This window comes from Streptomyces sp. NPDC003697 (assembly GCF_053587115.1).
On the sequence record NZ_JBSFNN010000058.1, the window covers coordinates 1 to 21,041 of the forward strand.

Annotated in this window: 20 protein-coding genes and 2 riboswitches; of the genes, 14 read left to right on the forward strand and 6 right to left on the reverse strand. The window is 72.0% G+C overall.

Going from position 1 to position 21,041, the window contains the following annotated elements:
- From ACWDNY_RS21655 to gcvT, 4 genes are all read right to left on the reverse strand, one after another.
- A partial coding sequence (locus ACWDNY_RS21655) for an L-serine ammonia-lyase (protein ID WP_451647423.1) occupies positions 1-1,185 on the reverse strand: 1,185 nt, incomplete at its 3' end.
- Positions 1,186-1,345: 160 nt separating this feature from the next.
- Positions 1,346-2,608, reverse strand: coding sequence for a serine hydroxymethyltransferase (gene glyA, locus ACWDNY_RS21660; protein ID WP_451647424.1), 1,263 nt, complete (start codon positions 2,606-2,608; stop codon positions 1,346-1,348).
- A 15-nt stretch (positions 2,609-2,623) separates the two neighbouring features.
- Complete coding sequence (gene gcvH / locus ACWDNY_RS21665) at positions 2,624-3,001, reverse strand: glycine cleavage system protein GcvH (protein WP_451647425.1); 378 nt, start codon at positions 2,999-3,001, stop codon at positions 2,624-2,626.
- Between the two features lie 140 nt (positions 3,002-3,141).
- Positions 3,142-4,269 (reverse strand): glycine cleavage system aminomethyltransferase GcvT, encoded by a 1,128-nt coding sequence (gene gcvT, locus ACWDNY_RS21670; protein WP_451647426.1) that lies wholly within the window; start codon positions 4,267-4,269, stop codon positions 3,142-3,144.
- A gap of 68 nt (positions 4,270-4,337) precedes the next feature.
- A riboswitch (glycine riboswitch) is annotated at positions 4,338-4,461 on the reverse strand.
- Positions 4,462-4,561: riboswitch (glycine riboswitch) on the reverse strand.
- A gap of 177 nt (positions 4,562-4,738) precedes the next feature.
- Here gcvT and ACWDNY_RS21675 point away from each other — a divergent pair.
- The 10 genes from ACWDNY_RS21675 to ACWDNY_RS21720 all read left to right on the forward strand — a co-directional run bounded on the left by ACWDNY_RS21675 (position 4,739) and on the right by ACWDNY_RS21720 (position 16,345).
- Entirely contained in the window at positions 4,739-5,428 is a 690-nt protein-coding gene (locus ACWDNY_RS21675; protein WP_451647456.1) for an AAA family ATPase, read from the forward strand.
- A 306-nt stretch (positions 5,429-5,734) separates the two neighbouring features.
- On the forward strand, positions 5,735-6,526 hold the full coding sequence (locus tag ACWDNY_RS21680; protein WP_451647427.1) for an enhanced serine sensitivity protein SseB: 792 nt from the start codon (positions 5,735-5,737) through the stop codon (positions 6,524-6,526).
- 262 nt (positions 6,527-6,788) lie between these two features.
- Entirely contained in the window at positions 6,789-7,544 is a 756-nt protein-coding gene (locus ACWDNY_RS21685; protein ID WP_451647457.1) for an enhanced serine sensitivity protein SseB C-terminal domain-containing protein, read from the forward strand.
- A 324-nt stretch (positions 7,545-7,868) separates the two neighbouring features.
- Positions 7,869-8,876: an ABC transporter permease gene (locus ACWDNY_RS21690; RefSeq protein ID WP_451647428.1), complete on the forward strand. Its 1,008-nt coding sequence runs from the start codon at positions 7,869-7,871 to the stop codon at positions 8,874-8,876.
- Positions 8,877-8,944: 68 nt separating this feature from the next.
- On the forward strand, positions 8,945-10,738 hold the full coding sequence (locus tag ACWDNY_RS21695) for an ABC transporter substrate-binding protein (protein WP_451647429.1): 1,794 nt from the start codon (positions 8,945-8,947) through the stop codon (positions 10,736-10,738).
- A 108-nt stretch (positions 10,739-10,846) separates the two neighbouring features.
- Positions 10,847-11,845, forward strand: coding sequence for an ABC transporter permease (locus tag ACWDNY_RS21700; RefSeq protein ID WP_451647430.1), 999 nt, complete (start codon positions 10,847-10,849; stop codon positions 11,843-11,845).
- Positions 11,842-12,939, forward strand: a complete 1,098-nt coding sequence (locus tag ACWDNY_RS21705) for an ABC transporter ATP-binding protein (protein WP_451647431.1) — start codon at positions 11,842-11,844, stop codon at positions 12,937-12,939. Before ACWDNY_RS21700 ends, ACWDNY_RS21705 begins: the two co-directional genes overlap by 4 nt.
- 23 nt (positions 12,940-12,962) lie before the next feature.
- On the forward strand, positions 12,963-14,492 hold the full coding sequence (locus tag ACWDNY_RS21710; protein ID WP_451647432.1) for an ABC transporter ATP-binding protein: 1,530 nt from the start codon (positions 12,963-12,965) through the stop codon (positions 14,490-14,492).
- A 243-nt stretch (positions 14,493-14,735) separates the two neighbouring features.
- A complete protein-coding gene (locus ACWDNY_RS21715; protein WP_451647433.1) occupies positions 14,736-15,392 on the forward strand; it encodes a trimeric intracellular cation channel family protein in 657 nt (218 codons plus the stop codon).
- A 92-nt stretch (positions 15,393-15,484) separates the two neighbouring features.
- Positions 15,485-16,345 carry a thioesterase family protein gene (locus tag ACWDNY_RS21720; protein ID WP_451647434.1) on the forward strand — a complete coding sequence of 287 codons (861 nt, stop codon included), beginning with the start codon at positions 15,485-15,487 and terminating at the stop codon, positions 16,343-16,345.
- A gap of 240 nt (positions 16,346-16,585) precedes the next feature.
- Here ACWDNY_RS21720 and ACWDNY_RS21725 read toward each other — a convergent pair whose 3' ends face one another.
- A complete protein-coding gene (locus tag ACWDNY_RS21725; RefSeq protein WP_451647435.1) occupies positions 16,586-17,212 on the reverse strand; it encodes a TetR family transcriptional regulator in 627 nt (208 codons plus the stop codon).
- 155 nt (positions 17,213-17,367) lie between these two features.
- Here ACWDNY_RS21725 and ACWDNY_RS21730 point away from each other — a divergent pair, with 155 nt between their 5' ends.
- From ACWDNY_RS21730 to ACWDNY_RS21740, 3 genes are all read left to right on the forward strand, one after another.
- Positions 17,368-17,535 (forward strand): hypothetical protein, encoded by a 168-nt coding sequence (locus tag ACWDNY_RS21730; RefSeq protein WP_451647436.1) that lies wholly within the window; start codon positions 17,368-17,370, stop codon positions 17,533-17,535.
- 34 nt (positions 17,536-17,569) lie between these two features.
- A complete protein-coding gene (locus ACWDNY_RS21735) occupies positions 17,570-17,836 on the forward strand; it encodes a DUF4190 domain-containing protein (protein WP_451647437.1) in 267 nt (88 codons plus the stop codon).
- 124 nt (positions 17,837-17,960) lie between these two features.
- On the forward strand, positions 17,961-19,124 hold the full coding sequence (locus ACWDNY_RS21740) for a cysteine desulfurase family protein (RefSeq protein WP_451647438.1): 1,164 nt from the start codon (positions 17,961-17,963) through the stop codon (positions 19,122-19,124).
- A gap of 33 nt (positions 19,125-19,157) precedes the next feature.
- Here ACWDNY_RS21740 and ACWDNY_RS21745 read toward each other — a convergent pair whose 3' ends face one another.
- Complete coding sequence (locus tag ACWDNY_RS21745) at positions 19,158-19,817, reverse strand: N-acetylmuramoyl-L-alanine amidase (protein WP_451647439.1); 660 nt, start codon at positions 19,815-19,817, stop codon at positions 19,158-19,160.
- Between the two features lie 60 nt (positions 19,818-19,877).
- Between ACWDNY_RS21745 and mnmA the strand changes: the two genes are divergently transcribed.
- Positions 19,878-21,002, forward strand: a complete 1,125-nt coding sequence (gene mnmA, locus ACWDNY_RS21750) for a tRNA 2-thiouridine(34) synthase MnmA (protein ID WP_451647440.1) — start codon at positions 19,878-19,880, stop codon at positions 21,000-21,002.
- Positions 21,003-21,041 lie beyond the last annotated feature (39 nt).

The window sequence follows — 21,041 nt, forward strand, 5'->3', positions numbered from 1 at the left end:
GGGACCCGGAGGACGAGGCGTTCTGGCGGGCCGGCGGGGAGCGGATCGCCCGGCGGAACCTGCTGTACTCCGTCCTGTCCGAGCACATCGGGTTCCCCGTGTGCCGCCCATGACCTCCGCGAGCGCGCCCGCGGCCATCGAGCAGGCCGAGCCGACCTCGCCCTGGCAGCCGACCTCGGCGCCGGAGATGGAGGCGTTCTCCTTGAACAGCATGCCGATGGCGCCCGCGGCGAGCAGGAAGCGGACCACGCCGTCCTCGTCGGCGCCCGGCACGAAGTCCATGTAGTAGTGCAGGACCGCCGGGATGATGCCGGCCGCGCCGTTCGTCGGGGCGGTCACCACCCGGCCGCCGGCCGCGTTCTCCTCGTTCACCGCCATCGCGTACAGCGTGATCCACTCCATGGCGTGCGCCAGCGGGTCGCCCTCGGCGCGCAGCTGGCGCGCGGTGACGGCCGCGCGGCGGCGCACCCGCAGGCCGCCCGGCAGGATGCCCTCGCGGGTCATGCCGCGCCGCACGCAGGCCTGCATGACCCGCCAGATCTCCAGCAGGCCCGCGCGGATCTCCTCCTCGGTGCGCCAGGCGCGCTCGTTCTCCAGCATCAGTGAGGAGATCGAGAGGCCGGTCTCCCGGGTCAGGCGCAGCAGCTCGTCGCCTGTGCGGAAGGGGTATTTCAGGACCGTGTCGTCGAGTTTGATCCGGTCCGCGCCGACCGCGTCGTCGTCGACGACGAAACCGCCGCCCACCGAGTAGTAGGTCTTGCTCAGCAGCTCGGACCCGGAGGCGTCGTGCGCCCACAGGGTCATGCCGTTGGCGTGGTAGGGCAGCGCCTTGCGGCGGTGCAGGACGAGGTCGTCGTCGAAGGAGAACGGGATCTCGTGCTCGCCGAGCAGGCTGATCCGGCCGGCGGTCCGGATGGTCTCCACCCGCTCGTCGGCGCTCTCCACGTCGACCGTCCGGGGCGAGGCGCCCTCCAGGCCGAGCAGCACCGCCTTCGGCGTGCCGTGGCCGTGCCCGGTCGCGCCGAGGGAGCCGTAGAGCTCCGCGCGCAGCGACGCGACGGAGCCGAGCAGGCCCTCGTTGCGCAGCCGGCGGGCGAACATGCGCGCCGCGCGCATCGGGCCCACCGTGTGGGAGCTGGACGGGCCGATGCCGATCGAGAACAGGTCGAACACCGAGATGGCCACGGTGACTCCTCAGGACGGGGTGGTGCGGGGTGGGCACCGGGTACGGGTGTGCGGGACGTGCGACGGCGGCACCGGCGCGGGGTGGGCGCCGCGTGCCGGGCGGGCGCGCGAGGGGCACCGCGCCCACGGTCCAGTGTGCGCGGTGCCCGGCGAAGGGGTTCTACCGGTTCAGACCCGGGTAGAGCGGGTGCTTGTCGGCCAGCGCCTTCACCCGCGCCTTGAGCGTCTCCGCCTCGTAGGACGGCTTGAGGGTCTCGGCGATGACGTCCGCGACCTCGGCGAAGTCGTCGGCGGTGAAGCCGCGGGTCGCCAGGGCGGGCGTGCCGATGCGCAGGCCGGACGTCACCATCGGCGGCCGCGGGTCGTTCGGGACGGCGTTGCGGTTGACCGTGATGCCGACCTCGTGGAGGCGGTCCTCGGCCTGCTGCCCGTCGAGCTCGGACTCGCGCAGGTCGACCAGGAGCAGGTGGACGTCCGTACCGCCGGACAGGACGTTCACCCCGGCCGCGCGGGCGTCCGGCGCGGTGAGCCGCTCGGCGAGGATCTTCGCACCCTCGACCGTCCGGCGCTGCCGCTCCTTGAACTCCTCGGAGGCGGCGACCTTGAAGGACACCGCCTTGGCCGCGATGACGTGCTCCAGCGGACCGCCCTGGAAGCCGGGGAACACCGAGGAGTTCAGCTTCTTGGCGAAGTCCTTCTTCGCCAGGATGATGCCGCCGCGCGGGCCGCCGAGCGTCTTGTGGGTGGTCGAGGTGACCACGTCCGCGTACGGCACCGGGTTCGGGTGCAGACCGGCGGCGACCAGGCCCGCGAAGTGGGCCATGTCGACCCACAGGTGGGCGCCGGTCTCGTCGGCGATGCGGCGGAAGGCGGCGAAGTCCAGCTGCCGCGGGTACGCGGACCAGCCGGCGATGATCACCTTCGGGCGGTGCTCCTTGGCCAGCCGCTCGACCTCGGCCATGTCGACCAGGCCGTCGTCGTCCACGTGGTAGGCGACCACGTGGAACTGCTTGCCGGAGAAGTTCAGCCGCATTCCGTGGGTCAGGTGGCCGCCGTGGGCCAGGTCCAGGCCGAGGATGGTGTCGCCGGGCCGGGCCAGCGCGAAGAGCGCGGCCTGGTTGGCGGAGGCGCCGGAGTGCGGCTGCACGTTGGCGTACTCCGCGCCGAACAGCTCCTTGACCCGGTCGATCGCGATCTGCTCGGTGACGTCGACGTGCTCGCAGCCGCCGTAGTAGCGGCGGCCGGGATAGCCCTCGGCATACTTGTTGGTCAGGACGGAGCCCTGGGCCTCCATGACCGCGACGGGGGCGAAGTTCTCCGAGGCGATCATCTCCAGCGTGGACTGCTGGCGGTGCAGTTCGGCGTCGACCGCGGCGGCCACCTCGGGGTCGAGCTCGTGCAGGGGGGTGTTCAGCATCGACATGTCGCTGGGTCTTCCTCAGCCGGCGGTGTGGGAGGCGTACTCGTCGGCGGAGAGCAGCTCGGCCGGCTCCTCCGTCACCCGCACCTTGAACAGCCAGCCGCCCTCGTACGGCGCGGAGTTCACCAGCGACGGGTCGTTGACGACGTCCTCGTTGATCTCGGTGACCTCACCACTGACGGGGGAGTACAGGTCGGACACCGACTTGGTCGACTCCAGCTCGCCGCAGGTCTCGCCCGCGCTCACCTCGGTGCCGACCTCCGGGAGCTGGGCGTAGACGACGTCGCCGAGCGCGTTGGCCGCGAACTCGGTGATGCCGATCGTCGCGACGCCGTCCTCGGCGGGCGACAGCCACTCGTGCTCCTTGCTGTAACGCAGCTGCTCGGGGTTGCTCATGGCGTGAATTCTCCTTTAATCGGGTCGGTGGTGGTGACGGGGGACGGACGAAGGTGCCGGCGAGCGGGGGAAAGTGCCCGGTGTCACACGCGGGCGGCCGGGCGCGCGTCCGACGGCGCCGGGCCCCGCCCGACCGGTTGCTACTTCCGGCGCTTGTAGAACGGGAGCGCCACGACCTCGTACGGCTCGTGGCTGCCCCGGATGTCCACGCCGACGCCGGCGGTGCCCGGCGCCGCGTGCGCGGCGTCGACGTAGGCCATGGCGATCGGCTTGCCGAGCGTGGGGGAGGGGGCGCCGGAGGTGACCTCGCCGATCACCTGGCCGCCGGCGACGACGGCGTAGCCGGCCCGCGGGACGCGGCGGCCCTCGGCGACCAGGCCGACCAGGACACGCGGCGGGTCGTTCTCGGCGCGCGCGGCGGCGGCCAGCAGAGCCTCGCGCCCGACGAAGTCGCCCTCCTTGTCGAACTTCACCACCCGGCCGAGACCCGCGTCGAACGGGGTCAGCGAGGTCGTCAGCTCGTGCCCGTACAGCGGCATCCCCGCCTCCAGGCGGAGCGTGTCGCGGCAGGACAGCCCGCACGGGACCAGCCCGGCGGGGGCGCCCGCGTCGGTCAGCGCCTGCCAGAGCTTCTCCGCGTCGGCCGGGGCGACGAACAGCTCGAAGCCGTCCTCGCCGGTGTAGCCGGTGCGGGCGATCAGTGCGGGGACGCCGGCGACGGTGCCGGACAGGCCCGCGTAGTACTTCAGACCGTCCAGGTCGGCGTCGGTCAGCGACTTCAGGATGCCCGGGGACTCCGGCCCCTGCACGGCGATCAGGGCGTAGGCGTCGCGGTCGTCGCGCACCTCGGCGTCGAAGCCGGCGGCCCGCCCGGTCAGCGCGTCGAGGACCACCTGGGCGTTGGAGGCGTTGGCGACGACCATGTACTCGCTCTCGGCGAGCCGGTAGACGATCAGGTCGTCGAGGATGCCGCCGTCCTCCCGGCAGATCATGGTGTAGCGGGCGCGGCCGACGCCGACGGAGGCGATGTTGCCGACCAGGGCGTGGTTCAGCAGCCGCGCGGCCTGCGGGCCGGTGACGGTGATCTCGCCCATGTGGGACAGGTCGAACAGGCCCGCCCTGGTCCGGACGGCGAGGTGCTCGTCGCGCTCGGAGCCGTAGCGCAGCGGCATGTCCCAGCCGGCGAAGTCGGTCATCGTCGCACCGAGGGAGCGGTGCAGCGCGTCGAGCGCGGTACGGCGCTTGGGTGCGGGTTCGGTACTGCTCATCGGTCGGTCTCCAGGCGATGGGGGTCCCCCGCGCGGGCGCGGCCGGGCGGGGGGCGGGCGAGGAACGTTCCTCCCCATCTGTCATCGGAACCTGAGAGGTTCGCCATGACCACCGGTCCGCGTGGGAGCCGGGCCGGGTCACGGCTTGCACCTTGGGTGGGGCCGCACGGGCGGCCCGCTTTTCAGATGTGCCTCGCCCGCGCGGTGACGGGGCCTGAGAGATTCAAGGGAGGGACTTGCTCCTTCGGCGCCCCGGCGAAACGGCTGCCGGGGACTCTCCCGCGCGGATTCAAACGGCCGGTATGCAGTTGGCGCGAACATCATTGCACGCCCCGCCCGCTCCTGGCAGGACCGCATCCGTAACCGGGTTGTGGCGTTACGTGCACGAAAACGCGAGACACCGGGTATTACCTTCTTTTTACACTCGAGGGGGAGGGGATCTGTGACCACTCCAGGGGAGGCGATCACGGTGAACAGCACCACGGCACGCGCCACGACTCCGGCACTCGCGCTGCCGCAACGGGCCCAAGCACTGCCGGGGCGTCCCGCGGCTCCGGCCCGCGTGCGGTCCGGGGAGCGCCCCGCGCCCGTCGTCCGGGACCTGCGCGAACGGGCCGGCCGCAGCCCGCACGCCCTGCTCTTCGGGCCCCGCGACCTCGTCGTGGTGACCGGCCTGCCCGGCAGCGGCAAGTCCACCCTGATGCGCCGGGCGGTGCGGGGCACCCGCATCGACTCCCAGGACACCCGCGACCGCTTCGACGACCGGCTCGCGCGGTTCCTGCCGTACGCGGTCTACCGGCCGCTCGTCCGCCTCGCCCACTACGCGGGGCTGCGTCGCGCCCTGCGCACCGGTGAGGGGATCGTGGTGCACGACTGCGGGACGCAGGCCTGGGTGCGCGGCTGGCTGGCCCGCGCCGCCCGCCGCCGCGGCGGCACACTGCACCTGCTGCTGCTCGACGTTCCGCCCGCCGCGGCCCTGGCCGGCCAGCGCGAGCGCGGCCGCGGCGTCTCGCGCTACGCCTTCCTGCGCCACCGCACGGCCGCCGAACGACTGCTGCGCGCGGCCGAACGGGGCCGCCTGCCCGACGGCTGCGGTTCGGCCGTCCTGCTCGACCGGGACGCGGCGGACACGCTGCGGCGCATCGACTTCACGGGGTGATGCACGGCGCCACCGGGGGCGTGCGCCCGTGCGGCGGCGGCGCGGGCCCACGCCCGGCCCGCGCCGCAGTGGCGCCCGCCCGTGTGCGCCCGTGCACCGGTGGGGTCGGCCCGTTGTGCGAGGGTGGCGCCGGTGGTGCCACCGGGGGGCGCCCGCGTGCGGCGGTGCGGGCCGGCGGCGGCGGGCGGCACGTTCCGCGGCGGGGGACCCCCGGGCGGGGAGCCCGCTCCGTGGGCATCGGAGGGGGCGGCGCGGGACCCGTTAGCCTTTCAGCCACACCCGTGGTTCACAGCAGGCGGTAGGCAGATGGACTTCCCGGCGGACATCCCCGCTGACTTCCCGGCACAGGCGCACCCCCAACCGCACGGCGGCTGGCCCGGCAACGAGCTGGAGGAGGTGCTGTCGGCGTCGCTCGGCATGCCCTCGGCCGGCGGGCGCATCCTCGAGGTGCTCGGCCGCAGCTTCGTCTGGGTGCCGCTGCCCAACGGCGGCGGTCCGCACAGCGGTCCGCTCGACCTGCCCACGCTGGAGATCGAGGGCCAGGCGTACGTGCCGGTCTTCAGTTCCGAGGAGCAGTTCCGCCAGGTCGCCGGCGCCCACATGCCCTGTACCGTCGCGCCCGCCGTGGAGTTCGCGCGCGGGCTGCCCCCGCAGGTCGGCATCGCCGTGAATCCCGAGGGCGTGGTCGGTGTCCCGCTGCCCCCGCAGGCCGTGGCGGAGCTGTGCCGGGCGGGGCGGACGTCGCTGGACGGCCCGGTGACCGGCGGCCGGGTCCGGCTGTTCGAACCGGACTGGCAGGACGACCCGGTGGACTTCCTCGCCGCCGCCTCCGCGGAGTTCGACGGCACCGGCGTGGTGCTCACCGCCCGCCGCTGCCTCGCCGCCGTCGAGACCGCCGACCCGGTCATGTTCGTCGGCGTGGAACTGTCCCACTGGGAGGGCGACCTGCGGGCCCGGCCGCTGGAGGCCCTCGGCCGCGCCCTCGGCCGGGTCCCGGTCGCATGGCCCGTGAACCTGGTTCTCCTGGACGTGGCCGAGGACCCGGTGGGGGAGTGGATGCGCGCGACGGTGCGGCCGTTCTACCAGCAGGGCCACTGAAGGAGCCCGGCCGGGACGCGGGCGGTGACCGCGCGCGGGTCGCGCCGCGTGGGACGTCGGCGGCCCGGGCGATCCGCGGTCGCGGGCCGACGGCGGCGGGTCCCGCGCCGCGGGGCGGCTTAAGCTAGAGCGTCCACGGGCGATGTCGTGTGAACGCGGCCTGCCCGGGCACTGGACGCACGGCTCGGTCGGAGTGTTGGTTGCATGAAGGGGCGGTAAAAAGGTGAGCGCTGGCACCGCCGCGGCCGGGCAGGTCGAGCAGATGCTGCGCCAGGTGACGCCCGGGCGGTACGACGCCTACGAGGCACTCCTGCGCGCGCTCGCGACGCCCTCCTCCGGCCAGGTCTGGATGCTGCTCTGGCACGGCCAGGCCGGCTCCCCCGACGCGCAGTACGGTCACATGGAGGTCGACGGCCACGGCTACGCGCCCTGCGTCACCTCCGCGCAGGAGCTGTCGGCCAGCGGCTGGATGCGGTCGTACGAGGTGGTGGACGGCCTCGACGTCGCCCGCACCCTCTACCCCGACCACTACGGCCTCTGGCTGAACCCGCACGCCCCCGGCGGTGGCGTCGGCATCCCCTGGCTCGACCTGCGCCGCATCGCCACCGGCCTGGACCGCCAGCCGGCCGGACCGCTGAGGCTGTCCGAACCGGCCATCGACGTCGCGCAGTTCTACGCCCTGCTCGCGCAGAACGCGCACCGCACTCCGGCGGTCCGCTCGCTGCGCCGTGCCTGGGTCCAGCCCGCGCTCGGGGCGCCGTACCTGGCCATCGGCCTCGACGTGTACGACACCTCCCCGCCGGCCGTCGACTCGGTGCGCGCCATGATGCAGCAGTCCGTCGGCGCCGTCCCCGACGGTCTGCCGGTCTCCACGGTCGCGATGTCCGACGAGTACGACCCCATCGCGATGTGGCTGCGCGCCAACGCCCGTCCGTTCTACGACCGCGAGGCGCACGGCGCCCCCGCGCAGGCCCCGGCGGCCGGCTACGGGTACCCGCAGCCCCGCGGCGGCTACTGACGCGCGGCACCGTCCACCGGCACCGAGGGCTTCCGAACCGGGAGCCCTTCTTCGCGCGTAGATGAGGGCGAGACGTCCGCTTCTCCCACTGATTGCTCCAATTGGTCCGCGTCCGACCCCCGTTACCCAGTGTCCGGATAACGGAACCCCCCAGACAGCATCACGTTTACGCATCCATTCACCGTCAAGTCTGGCAACAGATCGCCAAAGCGTTGAAGACTCCCGCACCAGGGGGCCTTTCGCCCCTGTGTACGACGGACTGATCATGCCGCCACAGCGGCAAGTGCGGGCCGGCTACCGCCGGTTGAGAGGGGTCCCTGCCTGATGACGGCACCATTGCACGAGCCGACCGCGGAAGCGGCCCCGAGCGCGGCCGACGAAGCGGCGGTAGCCACCACCGGCGCGAAGGCCGTCCAGGGGCGCTCCCTGGGCCGGATCGCCTGGGAACGCCTTAAGCGGGACAAGCTCGCCCTCTCGGGCGGTGTCGTCGTGCTGCTCCTCATCCTGGTCGCGATCCTGGCGCCCGTGATCGCGCACCTGGTCGGCCAGGACCCGGAGACCCACCACGAGGACCTGATCGACCCCCTGTTCGGCACGCCCACGGGCTCCCTCGGCGGCATCAGCGGCGACCATCTCTTCGGTGTGGAGCCGGTCAGCGGCCGCGACATCTTCGCCCGCATCGTCCACGGCGCCCGCATCTCCCTGCTGGTCGGCTTCCTGTCCGCACTGGTCGCCGTCGTCGTCGGCACGATCCTCGGCATCCTGGCCGGTTTCTTCGGCGGCTGGATCGACGCGGTCATCAGCCGGGTGATGGACGGTCTGCTCGCCTTCCCGCAGCTGCTGTTCATCATCGCGCTGGTCTCCGTCATGCCCACCACGATGCTGGGTCTCACCGGCACGGGTGTGCGCGTCTTCGTGATGATCCTGGTCATCGGCTTCTTCGGCTGGCCCTACATCGGACGCGTGGTGCGCGGCCAGACGCTCTCGCTGCGTGAACGCGAGTACGTCGAGGCCGCCCGCTCCCTGGGCGCGGGGCGCTTCTACATCCTCTTCAAGGAGCTGCTGCCCAACCTCGTCGCGCCGATCATCGTGTACACGACCATGATGATCCCGACCAACATCCTCACCGAGGCGGCACTCAGCTTCCTGGGCGTGGGCGTCAAGCCGCCCACGGCCTCCTGGGGGCAGATGCTCTCGAGCGCGATCGACTACTACGACTCGGATCCCATGTACATGGTGATCCCCGGCGTGGCGATCTTCATCACCGTTCTTGCCTTCAACCTCTTCGGCGACGGCGTGCGCGACGCGCTGGACCCGAAGGGCTCCCGCTGATGCCGTACCCCAAGCCTCCCGTGGCGCTGCCCACGGGGTCTCTCATCAAATCCGGAGGATCCAGGATCGTGACTACCCAACGCACCTCAGGGCGGCGCAAGCAGGCCGTGGCCGCTGCCGCCGTGGTCGCGGCGCTGCTGACCACGGCGGCGTGCGGCGGCGGCGACGACGGCAAGGGCGGTTCGAAGAACGGTGCGGCCGGCTTCGACGCCGCCAACAACAAGGTCGCCCAGGCCTCGGCGGCCAAGAAGGGCGGCGTGCTGAAGTTCGGTGCGGCCCAGGACGCCGACTCGTGGGACACCACGCGCGGCTACTACGGCTTCATGTGGAACTTCGCGCGCTACTACAGCCGCCAGCTCGTCACGAACAAGACCGAGCCCGGCAAGACCGGCGCCGAGCTCACCCCGGACCTCGCCACCGGCCTGGCCAAGGTCACCGACGGCGGCAAGACGTACACGTACACGCTGCGTGACGGCGTCACCTGGGAGGACGGCAAGCCGATCACCTCCAAGGACGTCAAGTACGGCATCGAGCGCGTCTGGGCGCAGGACGTGCTGTCCGGCGGCCCGACCTACCTCAAGGACGTCCTCGACCCCACGGGCGCGTACCAGGGCCCGTACAAGGACAAGACCGCGGACAAGCTGGGCCTGAAGGCGATCGAGACGCCCGACGACAAGACCGTCGTCTTCAAGCTGCCGAAGGCCAACTCGGACTTCGAGGAGATGCTGGGCCTCACCTCGGCCTCCCCGGTCCGCCAGGACAAGGACACCAAGTCCAAGTACGCGCTCCACCCCTTCTCCTCCGGCCCGTACAAGTTCGAGTCGTACAACCCGGGCAAGGACCTGACCCTGGTCCGCAACACCGCGTGGAAGCAGTCCTCGGACCCGATCCGCAAGGCCTACCCGGACAAGATCACGGTCAAGTTCTTCTCGAACGCCAACGACCTGGACGCGCGTCTGATCGCCGGTGACTACGACCTGGACATCAACCAGACCGGCATGTCGCCGCAGGGCCGCACCACCGCCCTGAAGCAGCACCGGGCCAACCTGGACAACCCGGTCTCGGGCTACATCCGCTACGCGGTCTTCCCGCAGAGCGTGGCGCCGTTCGACAACATCCACTGCCGCAAGGCGGTCATCTACGGCGCGGACCACGTGTCGCTGCAGACCGCGCGCGGTGGCCCCGTCGCCGGTGGCGACATCGGCACCAACATGCTGCCGCCGTCCGTGCCGGGCGCCGAGGGCCAGAAGTACGACCCGTACCAGCTGGCCGGCGCCAACAAGAGCGGCAACGCCGCCAAGGCCAAGGAGGAGCTGAAGGCCTGCGGCAAGCCGAACGGCTTCAGCACCACCATCGCCGTCCGCAACAACAAGCCGGTCGAGGTGGCCACCGCCGAGTCCCTGCAGGCGTCGCTGAAGAAGATCGGGATCAACGTCCAGATCGACCAGTACGACGGCTCGCAGACCACCGGCATCATCGGCAGCCCGGCGAACGTGAAGAAGAAGGGCTACGGCATCATCATCATGGGCTGGGGCCCGGACTTCCCGTCCGTCCAGGGCTTCGGTCTGCCGCTGTGGGACAGCAAGTACATCCTGCAGAGCGGTAACAACAACTACGCCCTGATCAAGGACAAGGCCATCGACGGCCTGTTCGACCAGTACGTCAACACGCTGGACGACGCCGGCAAGACCAAGATCGCCACGGAGATCAACCACAAGGTGATGGAGGGCGGCTACTACCTGCCCTTCGTCTTCGAGAAGTTCATCAACTGGCGCTCGAACCGACTGGCGAACGTGTACACGACCGACGCCTACAGCGGTCAGTACGACTTCGTCAACCTCGGTCTGAAGTCCGCGAAGTAAACCCGGCACACCCGCCGTACGGCACGAAAGGCAGGTGAAGGCCGGCGCGGCGTGACCGCGGGCCCTGGACGATCTCCGGGGCCCGCGGTCCGCGGCGGGCCGTAAGCTGTGCTCGCTTACCTCATCAGGCGGCTGTTCGCCGCCGCAGTGATGCTGGTGGTCATCATCGTGGTGGTCTTCGGCATCTTCTTCCTCGTCCCGAAGTGGGCGGGCGTCGACGTGGCCACGAGCTTCGTGGGCAAGCAGGCCGATCCCGCCGCCGTCGAGGCCATCCGGCAGAAGCTGGGTCTGGGCGACCCGATCTACCTCCAGGTCTGGGAGTTCTTCAAGGGCATCTTCGCAGGCCGCACGTACGCGGTCGGCGGTGACGTCACGCAGTGCGCCGCGCCGTGCTTCGGCTACTCCTTCAAGAGCGAACAGGCCATCTGGCCGGTGCTGACCGACCGCTTCCCGGTGACGCTGGGACTCGCGCTCGGCGCCGCCGTGCTGTGGCTGATCTTCGGTATCGCCGCCGGTGTGCTCTCCGCCCTCAAGCGGGGCAGCCTGTGGGACCGCGGCGCGATGATCGTGGCCCTCGCGGGTGTCTCCCTGCCCATCTACTTCACCGGCCTGCTCAGCCTGGCGATCTTCTCCTACGGCCTCGGCTGGATCGACGCGGAGTACGTGCCCCTGGAGGACTCCTTCACCGGCTGGCTCGGCGGCATGATCCTGCCCTGGATCACCCTGGCCTTCCTGTACGCGGCGATGTACGCCCGCATCACCCGGGCCACCATGCTGGAGATCCTGGGCGAGGACTACATCCGCACCGCCCGCGCCAAGGGCCTGCGTGAGCAGGTCGTCATCAGGAAGCACGCCATGCGCTCGACGATGACGCCGATCCTCACCATGCTCGGCATGGACCTCGGTGCCCTCATCGGCGGGGCGATCCTGACGGAGACCACGTTCAGCCTGCCCGGACTCGGCCAGGCCGTGCTCAACGCGATCAAGACCCAGGATCTGCCCGTCATCCTGGGCGTCACCCTGATCACCTCGCTCGCGGTGCTCATCGCCAACCTCGTGGTGGACGTCCTCTACGCCGTGATCGACCCCCGAGTGAGGCTCGCATGACCGAACTGAGCAAGAGCGGAGCGGCCGTGGGCGAGCCCACCGTCACCTCGCCCGCCCCGACCGCCTTCCTGGAAGTGCGCGACCTGAAGGTGCACTTCCCCACGGACGACGGTCTGGTGAAGTCCGTCGACGGGCTCAGCTTCCGGCTGGAGAAGGGCAAGACCCTCGGCATCGTGGGCGAGTCCGGCTCCGGCAAGTCGGTGACCTCGCTCGGCATCATGGGCCTGCACACCGCCGGCCAGTACGGCAAGCGCAAGGCGCAGATCTCCGGCGAGATCTGGCTGGACGGCACCGAACTGCTGTCGGCCGACCCGGACCACGTCCGCAAGCTGCGCGGCCGCGAGATGGCGATGATCTTCCAGGATCCGCTGTCCGCGCTGCACCCGTACTACACGATCGGCCAGCAGATCGTGGAGGCGTACCGCATCCACCACGACGTCGACAAGAAGACCGCCCGCAGGCGGGCGGTCGAGATGCTCGACCGGGTGGGCATCCCGCAGCCGGACAAGCGGGTGGACAGCTACCCGCACGAGTTCTCCGGCGGCATGCGGCAACGCGCCATGATCGCCATGTCGCTGGTCAACAACCCCGAGCTGCTGATCGCCGACGAGCCGACGACCGCCCTCGACGTGACCGTCCAGGCGCAGATCCTCGACCTCATCCGCGACCTGCAGAAGGAGTTCGGCTCCGCGGTCATCGTCATCACCCACGACCTGGGCGTCGTCGCCGAGCTGGCCGACGACATCCTGGTGATGTACGGCGGCCGCTGCGTCGAGCGGGGTCCGGCCGAAGAGGTGTTCTACGAGCCCCGGCACCCCTACACCTGGGGCCTGCTCGGCTCGATGCCGCGCCTGGACCGTGAGCAGCAGGACCGCCTGATCCCGGTCAAGGGCTCCCCGCCCTCCCTGATCAACGTCCCGTCCGGCTGCGCCTTCAACCCCCGCTGCCCGTACGCCGACGTGCCCAAGGACAACGTCACCCGCACGGTCCGCCCCGAGCTGACCGAGGTCGGCGACCAGCACTGGGCCGCCTGCCACATGACGCAGGAGCAGCGGCAGCGGATCTGGACCGAAGAGATTGCGCCGAAGCTGTGAGTGAGAACGCAGAGGACAAGGCAGTGAGCATCCCTGCCCAGAGCAACGGCGAGAAGGCCACGGCCTCCGGCGCGGCCACCCTCACCCGGGACGTCGCCCCCGGCGAGGTCCTGCTGAAGGTGACCGGGCTGCAGAAGCACTTCCCGATCAGGAAGGGCCTCTTCCAGCGCCAGGTCGGCGCCGTGCGCGCGGTCGACGGCATCGACTTCGAGGTGCGCTCCGGCGAGACCCTCGGCGTCGTGGGCGAGTCCGGCTGCGGCAAGTCGACGATGGGCCGGCTGATCACCCGGCTGCTCGAGCCGACCGGCGGCACGGTCGAGTTCGAGGGCCAGGACATCACGCACCTGGGCGTCGGCGGGATGCGCCCGCTGCGCCGCGACGTGCAGATGATCTTCCAGGACCCGTACTCGTCGCTGAACCCGCGCCACACCATCGGCACGATCGTCGGCGCACCCTTCCGGCTCCAGGGCGTCGAGCCCGAGGGCGGCATCAAGAAGGAAGTGCAGCGGCTGCTGTCGGTCGTGGGTCTCAACCCCGAGCACTACAACCGCTACCCGCACGAGTTCTCCGGAGGTCAGCGCCAGCGCATCGGCATCGCCCGCGCGCTCGCGCTCAATCCGAAGCTGGTCGTGGCGGACGAGCCGGTCTCCGCACTGGACGTGTCGATCCAGGCGCAGGTCGTCAACCTGCTCGACGACCTCCAGCAGGAGCTGGGCCTGACGTACGTGATCATCGCGCACGACCTGTCCGTCGTCCGGCACGTCTCGGACCGGATCGCGGTGATGTACCTCGGCAAGATCGTCGAGCTGGCCGACCGGGACTCGCTGTACCGGGCGCCGATGCACCCGTACACCAAGGCGCTGATGTCCGCCGTGCCCATCCCGGACCCGCGGCGCAGGAACGCCAAGAGCGAGCGCATCCTGCTCCAGGGCGACGTGCCCTCGCCGATCGCCCCGCCGAGCGGCTGCCGCTTCCACACCCGGTGCTGGAAGGCGACGGAGATCTGCCGCACGACCGAGCCGCCGCTGAAGGAGCTCAAGCCGGGTCAGCGCGTGGCGTGCCACCACCCCGAGAACTTCGAGGACCAGGCGCCGCAGGACACGGTGCTGCTGCTGGACGCGAAGAAGGCGGCGGAGTCGGTGTCCGACGAGGTCCTGGCCGAGTCGGCGGCGACCTCGGCGGCGGTGGCCGCGGAAGTGGCCGCGGAGACCGCCGAGAAGGACGGCGCTTCCGTGGAGGACGGCGGTCCTGTGCAGGACGGTGCTTCCGTGGCGGAGGCGTCCGCTGAGGAAGCGGCGCCCGTGAAGGACGCGCCTGGGAAGGGCGAGGCTGCGGTCGAGGGCGACGCTCCTGCGGAGGAGGCGCCCGCGAAGGGCGAGGCTGCTGTGGAGGACGGCGCTCCGGTCAAGGGCGGCGCGACCGCCGAGGCGGACGCGCCCGCCGAAGCCGAGGCGTCCCCGGCCGCGGAGGAGTCCGGCGACCACGCCCCCAAGGCGTCAGCCGAGCCCGATGGGTCCGTGGGGTCCGACGGCCGGGAGTCGAGCGACGACTGACGTGTGACCCGCACGGTCACGCAGCCACCCGAACGGGAGAGCGCGGAGCCGGCCCGTCCCCGCGGCGGGCACCCGCCCGAGGAGGGCGCGGCTCACGGCGCTCTCCCGTTCGGCGTCCGCATGGCGCCCCGCCGTCCCGGCGGCTGGGCGCCATGCGGACGCCGAACCGGCACAACGGGGTCCCAACCGCCCTCCCGCCTTCCATCGCAAGGCGGACACCCATCTCTGGGTGAGAATGTACGGGTGCTGTCCCAACTGTTCAGTCCCTCCGTCCAGCACACACTGGACCTGATCGGCATCTTCGTGTTCGCCATCTCCGGCGCGCTGCTGGCCGTTCGCAAGAACTTCGACGTCTTCGGCATCGCCGTGCTCGCCGAGGTGACCGCCCTGGGCGGAGGGCTGTTCCGCGACCTGATCATCGGGGCCGTGCCGCCGGCCGCGTTCACGGACCTGGGGTACTTCATCACCCCGCTGCTCGCCGCGCTGCTCGTGTTCTTCCTGCACCCGCACGTGGAGCGCATCCAGATCGCGGTCAACGTCTTCGACGCGGCCGGTCTCGGCCTGTTCTGCGTGGCCGGCACGACGAAGGCCTACGACTACGGCCTCGGCCTCACCTCGTCGGCGGCCCTCGGCCTGGCCACCGCCGTCGGCGGCGGTGTGCTGCGGGACGTGCTCGCCAACGAAGTGCCCTCGCTCCTGCGGTGGGACCGCGACCTGTACGCGGTCCCGGCCATCGTCGGCGCCACCCTGGTGGCGCTGTGCATCCGCTACGGCGCGCTGACTCCGTTCACCACCGGGTTCGCGGTGGTCGTGGCCTTCGTGCTGCGCCTGCTCGCGATGCGCTTCCACTGGCGGGCCCCGCGCGCCTGGAACCGGCGGTCGACGGTCCGCGAGGAGTAGCCGCCCCGGGAGCTCCAGGCGCACGAGGCGGCGACGGTCGGCGTACGAACGGAAAGCTACCGCTTAGTAGTTACCTGTTGTACGGTTCACGCATGCCCGAAGCAGCTTCCGCACCGGCCGCGCCGGCCACGATCGGCGACAGCGAGTTCGACCGCGACACCGCCGTCACCCCGCGCGCGCCCGGCGTCTACGACATCGACCTCTCGGCCGGCTGGACGATCATCAACGCCGTCAACGGCGGCTATCTGCTGGCCGTGCTCGGCCGGGCCCTCGCCCATGCCCTGCCCCACCCGGACCCGTTCACCGTCTCGGCGCACTACCTGACCGCGTCGCAGCCGGGCCCGGCGGTCGTCCGCACGGACGTCGTCCGCACCGGGCGCAGCCTCTCCACCGGCCAGGCCTCCCTGTTCCAGTACGACGAGGAGGGCCGGGAGGTCGAGCGCCTGCGCGTCCTCGCCTCCTACGGCGACCTGGACGCCCTGCCCGACGACGTCCGCACCAGCGCGAAGCCGCCCGCCGTCCCGCCGATCGACCAGTGCTTCGGGCCCGCGGACGGCCCGGCTCCGATCCCCGGCAGCTCGGCCATCACCGACCGCCTGATGCTCAAGCTGGACCCGGCCACCCTGGGCTGGGCCCTCGGCTCGCCGTCCGGCAAGGGGGAGATGCGGGGCTGGTTCGGGCTCGCCGACGGCCGGGACGCCGACCCGCTCTCCCTGCTGCTCGCGGTGGACGCGCTGCCCCCGACGGCCTTCGAACTCGGCCTGAGCGGCTGGGTGCCGACGGTCGAGCTGACCGTCCACGTCCGCTCCCGTCCCGCCCCCGGGCCGCTGCGCGTGTCCATCACCACCCGCAACCTGGCCGGCGGCTTCCTGGAGGAGGACGCCGAGGTCTGGGACAGCGCCGACCGGCTGGTGGCCCAGTCCCGGCAGTTGGCACGCGTCAGGCTGGGCTGACCGACCGCCCCGCGGTCCGGGCCGCCGCCCCGGAGGCGGCGGCGCGCGCCGGGGGGCACACCTCGGCCGCGCCATCGGCCACGCCGCGACCGTGGCGTGCCGGCGTCGTCACGGCGCTCGGCATGGGCCCGCCGCGGCGCAGACGACCGCGTGCCGCCCGTCGGCCCCGGCCGGGTGTCCGTCGCCCGTCCGCCCGGGCCGGGTGTCCGCCCGTCGAAACCCGGGCCCTCGTGCCGCCCGTCAGTCCAGCCAGTGCCGGCGGCCCAGGCTGATCAGGCGCAGTTGCCTGCCCGCCAGCCCGGCGACGCGTCCCCGCTCCTCTCGTGGAGCGTCCAGGGTCTCCAGGAACAGGGAGGCCGTCATGAGCATCTGGTCCACGTACAGATGGGCCAGCATCAGCAGGTCGTCCTCGCCCCAGCCCGCGGACTGCCGGTCCTTGGCGAGTTCGTCCTTCACCTCCCGCGCGAACCGGGCGAGTTGCTCCCGGATGGCCTCCCGGACCTGCCGCACCCCGCCGTGGCGCTCCCGGGCGACGAACCGCACGTGAGCGGGGTGCGCCTGGACATGACGGGCGATCACATCGACGGCGCGGGTGATGCGTTCCCCGCTGTCGTCCGCCGTGGACACCGTCGTCCGGATCACCGGGTGGAGGCTGCCCAGGGCCTCCTCGACCAGGGCCACCCCGAGGTCCGCCGTGGACCGGAAGTGCCGGTAGAAGGCCGTGGGTGCGACACCGGCGGCGCGGGTGACCTCGCGCAGGCCCAGGCTGCTCAGGCTCTGGTCCTCCAGCAGGGCCAGAGCCGCGTCCAGGAGCGCCTGCCGGGTCCTCTGCTTCTGCGCCTGCCGGAGACCGGGGGTGTGACTCATGCCATGCAGTTAACAACTGTTCTCCGGAATTGCAAAGGCCGGTAGCGCGCTAGACTGGGTAGTCAGTGAACAACTGTAATCAGAAATGTTCACCCAAACGCTCCGGGGGTTCACCCGAACGTCCTCGGACGCACGTCGGAGGGGGATCCGATCCCATGCTGTTCCTCGTCGCCACCCTGATGCTGCTCGGTGTCGTCATGGGCACCGTGGCCCACGCGCCGCTCGGCCTCAGCGCCGTGGCCGCCGCCGTCATCGCCGCCTGGCTCGCCGTCTTCGCACTCCGCGAGCGGCACGGCCGCCGGCGCGGCACGTCGGCCCACTGACCACCCGTCCCACCGACCGCCGGGAGTGACCACCATGCACCTGACCGCACCCGCCGCACGCCGCACCGGACTCCGAGACGTCGACGGCATGGCCGTCGCGTCCTTCGTCCTCGGCCTGCTCGGCCTCCTCGTCCTCAACGTCTTCCTCGGCCCGATCGCCATCGCCCTCGCCGGCGCCGCCCTGTGGCGCGGCACGACCCGCCGCGGCCGAGCGCTGCTGGGGCTGGCCCTGGGCGTCGCCGACCTGCTGGTCCTGCTCGCGTTCGTGCAGGCCGACAGCACTGTCTCCTGGAGTTTCTGAGCCGTCCGGCGGCAGGCCGCGGCTCGCGGCCCCGGGGACGACGGGGCGGGCCGGACGGCGGACCGGGACGCGGCGCACGCCGGTCCGGGCTCCGCGACGGCGGCGCCGTAGAATCGGGCTCACCATGGCATACCTCGACCACGCCGCGACCACCCCGATGCTTCCGGAGGCGGCAGAGGCGCTGACCGCCCAGCTGAGCGTCCTGGGCAACGCCTCCTCCCTCCACGCATCCGGCCGCAGAGCCCGCCGCACGGTCGAGGAGTCGCGCGAGACCCTCGCCGAGGCCCTCGGCGCCCGCCCCAGCGAGGTCGTGTTCACCTCCGGCGGCACCGAGGCCGACAACCTCGCGGTCAAGGGCCTGTACTGGGCCCGCCGTGACGCCGACCCGGCCCGCGTCCGCGTGCTGGCCAGTCCCGTCGAGCACCACGCCGTCCTCGACGCCGTGCACTGGCTCGGTGAGCACGAGGGCGCCACCGTGGAGTACCTCCCCGTCGACTCCCAGGGCCGCGTGCGTCCCGAGGCCCTGCGCGAGGCCATCGCCCGCAATCCCGAAGACGTGGCCCTCGCCACCGTCATGTGGGCCAACAACGAGATCGGCACGGTGCTGCCGGTCCGTGAACTGGCCGAGGTGGCACGGGAGTTCGACATCCCTCTGCATGCCGACGCGGTCCAGGCCCTCGGCCAGGTCCCGGTCGACTTCGCCGCCTCCGGCCTGGCCGCGATGACGGTCTCCGGGCACAAGATCGGCGGGCCGTACGGCATCGGCGCCCTGCTCCTCGGCCGCGAGTACACCCCCGTTCCCGTCCTGCACGGCGGTGGACAGGAGCGGCACGTCCGCTCCGGCACCCTCGACGTCCCCGCCATCGTCTCCTTCGCGGTGGCCGGACGGCTGGCCACCGAACGGCGCGCGTGGTTCGCGCGGGAGATCGGCGCCCTGCGGGACAGCCTGATCGAGGCCGTCCGCACGGCCGTGCCGGACGCGATCCTCGGTGGTGACCCCGTGGACCGCCTGCCCGCCAACGCCCACTTCACCTTTCCCGGCTGCGAGGGCGACTCGCTGCTGCTCCTGCTGGACGCCCAGGGCATCGAGTGCTCGACCGGCTCCGCGTGCACCGCGGGCGTCGCCCAGCCCAGCCACGTCCTGCTGGCCACCGGGGCCGACCCCGACCTGGCGCGCGGCACCCTGCGCTTCTCCCTCGGCCACACCTCCACGCAGGCGGACGTCGAGGCGGTCGCCAAGGCCATCGGTCCCGCCGTGGAACGCGCCCGCGCGGCGGGCCTGAGCTGAGGCGCCCGGCCCCGCTGTTCCGCCCTCCGGCCGCTACGTCCGCGTCGTGCGCGCCTGCCGCACCAGCCGCAGATACCGGTCCCAGTCCCAGTGCGGCCCGGGGTCCGTGTGGTCGGTGCCCGGCACCTCGACATGGCCGACGACGTGCTCCCGGTCCACCGGTATGCCGTACCGCGCGCAGATGCCCGCCGTCAGCCGCGCCGAGGCGGCGTACATCGCGGCCGTGAACGACGACGCCCTGTCCACGTAGCCCTCGTGCTCTATGCCGACGCTGCGCTCGTTGTAGCCGCGGTTGCCGGCGTGGAAGGCCACGTCCAGCTCGCGGATCATCTGCGTGACGTGCCCGTCGGCGCCCACGACGTAGTGCGCGGCGGCCTGGTGGGCCGGGTCCTGGAACACCTTCACGGCACCGGCGTAGCTGCCCTGCGTGACATGGACGACGACCCGGTCGATCGAGTAGTCGTCCGGGCGGTCGGCCCGCCGGTAGTTGGCCGGGGAGGCCGCCACCCAGCGGGCGCCGCGGAAGTCGACCGCGCCCTCCACCCGCGGCCGCTGCGCGCCCGGCAGCCGCCACCACAGGTGCGGCAGCCGCTCACGGGCCAGCGCGGCCCCGCCCACGACCGCCACCGCACCGCCGATCAGCACCGTCCGCCGTGCCGTGCGCCGGCCGGCCTCGTCCTTCGTCGCCCCCATGTGATCGACAACGGATACGCGCGCGTGACGGTTCCCGCCGCCCCGTACTCTGGAGTGGTTATGACTGAGACCCCGCAGCGCCCCCTCCGCGTCCTCGCCGCCATGTCGGGCGGAGTCGACTCCGCCGTCGCCGCCGCGCGCGCCGCGGAAGCCGGCCATGACGTCACCGGCGTCCACCTCGCGCTCTCCGCGAACCCGCAGTCGTTCCGCACGGGCGCGCGCGGCTGTTGCACCATTGAGGACTCGCGCGACGCCCGCCGCGCCGCGGACGTCATCGGCATCCCGTTCTACGTCTGGGACCTCGCGGACCGCTTCCGCGAGGACGTCGTCGAGGACTTCGTCGCCGAGTACGAGGCCGGCCGCACGCCCAACCCGTGCCTGCGCTGCAACGAGAAGATCAAGTTCGCCGCGCTGCTCGACAAGGCGCTCGCCCTCGGCTTCGACGCCGTCTGCACCGGCCACTACGCGAAGGTCGTCACGCTGCCCGACGGCACCCGCGAACTGCACCGCGCCTCAGACATGGCCAAGGACCAGTCCTACGTCCTCGGCGTGCTGGACGACCGGCAGCTGGCGCACGCGATGTTCCCGCTCGGGGACACGGTCACCACCAAGGACGAGATCCGCGCGGAGGCCGAGCGGCGCGGCCTCGCCGTCGCCAGGAAGCCCGACTCGCACGACATCTGCTTCATCGCCGACGGCGACACCCGGGGGTTCCTCGCGGACCGCCTCGGCACGGCAGAGGGCGACATCGTCGACGAGTCCGGCACCAAGGTCGGCACCCACGAGGGCGCGTACGGCTTCACCATCGGCCAGCGCAAGGGCCTGCGCATCGGCACCCCGGCACCCGACGGCAAGCCGCGCTACGTCCTGGACATCTCGCCGGTCGACAACACCGTCACGGTCGGCCCGGCGTCCGCCCTCGACGTGTCCGCCCTGACCGCGATCAAACCCCGTTGGTGCGGCGCGCGCCCGTCCGGGCCCGGCACGTACACCGCCCAGCTGCGCGCCCACGGCGACGAGACGGAGGTGAGCGCCGAGCTGGTCGACGGCGAGCTCCACGTCACCTTCGCCGAGCCGGTGCGCGGCGTCGCCCCCGGCCAGGCGGTCGTCCTGTACGACGGCACCCGCGTGGTGGGCTCGGCGACGATCGCCTCGACGGCCCGCGCGACGGCCGGGGCGGCCTGACACCGCCGGCCCGTTCCGCCGCCGGCGCGCCGGCCGGCC

Excerpts from the sequence above, each read along its gene's own strand:
- glyA (WP_451647424.1), bottom strand. The coding sequence starts at position 2,608 with ATGTCGATGCTGAACACCCCCCTGCACGAGCTCGACCCCGAGGTGGCC.
- gcvH (WP_451647425.1), bottom strand. The coding sequence starts at position 3,001 with ATGAGCAACCCCGAGCAGCTGCGTTACAGCAAGGAGCACGAGTGGCTG.
- gcvT (WP_451647426.1), bottom strand. The coding sequence starts at position 4,269 with ATGAGCAGTACCGAACCCGCACCCAAGCGCCGTACCGCGCTCGACGCG.
- ACWDNY_RS21680 (WP_451647427.1), top strand. The coding sequence starts at position 5,735 with ATGGACTTCCCGGCGGACATCCCCGCTGACTTCCCGGCACAGGCGCAC.
- ACWDNY_RS21685 (WP_451647457.1), top strand. The coding sequence starts at position 6,789 with ATGCTGCGCCAGGTGACGCCCGGGCGGTACGACGCCTACGAGGCACTC.
- ACWDNY_RS21690 (WP_451647428.1), top strand. The coding sequence starts at position 7,869 with ATGACGGCACCATTGCACGAGCCGACCGCGGAAGCGGCCCCGAGCGCG.
- ACWDNY_RS21705 (WP_451647431.1), top strand. The coding sequence starts at position 11,842 with ATGACCGAACTGAGCAAGAGCGGAGCGGCCGTGGGCGAGCCCACCGTC.
- ACWDNY_RS21720 (WP_451647434.1), top strand. The coding sequence starts at position 15,485 with ATGCCCGAAGCAGCTTCCGCACCGGCCGCGCCGGCCACGATCGGCGAC.
- ACWDNY_RS21725 (WP_451647435.1), bottom strand. The coding sequence starts at position 17,212 with ATGAGTCACACCCCCGGTCTCCGGCAGGCGCAGAAGCAGAGGACCCGG.
- ACWDNY_RS21730 (WP_451647436.1), top strand. The coding sequence starts at position 17,368 with ATGCTGTTCCTCGTCGCCACCCTGATGCTGCTCGGTGTCGTCATGGGC.
- ACWDNY_RS21735 (WP_451647437.1), top strand. The coding sequence starts at position 17,570 with ATGCACCTGACCGCACCCGCCGCACGCCGCACCGGACTCCGAGACGTC.
- ACWDNY_RS21740 (WP_451647438.1), top strand. The coding sequence starts at position 17,961 with ATGGCATACCTCGACCACGCCGCGACCACCCCGATGCTTCCGGAGGCG.
- ACWDNY_RS21745 (WP_451647439.1), bottom strand. The coding sequence starts at position 19,817 with ATGGGGGCGACGAAGGACGAGGCCGGCCGGCGCACGGCACGGCGGACG.
- mnmA (WP_451647440.1), top strand. The coding sequence starts at position 19,878 with ATGACTGAGACCCCGCAGCGCCCCCTCCGCGTCCTCGCCGCCATGTCG.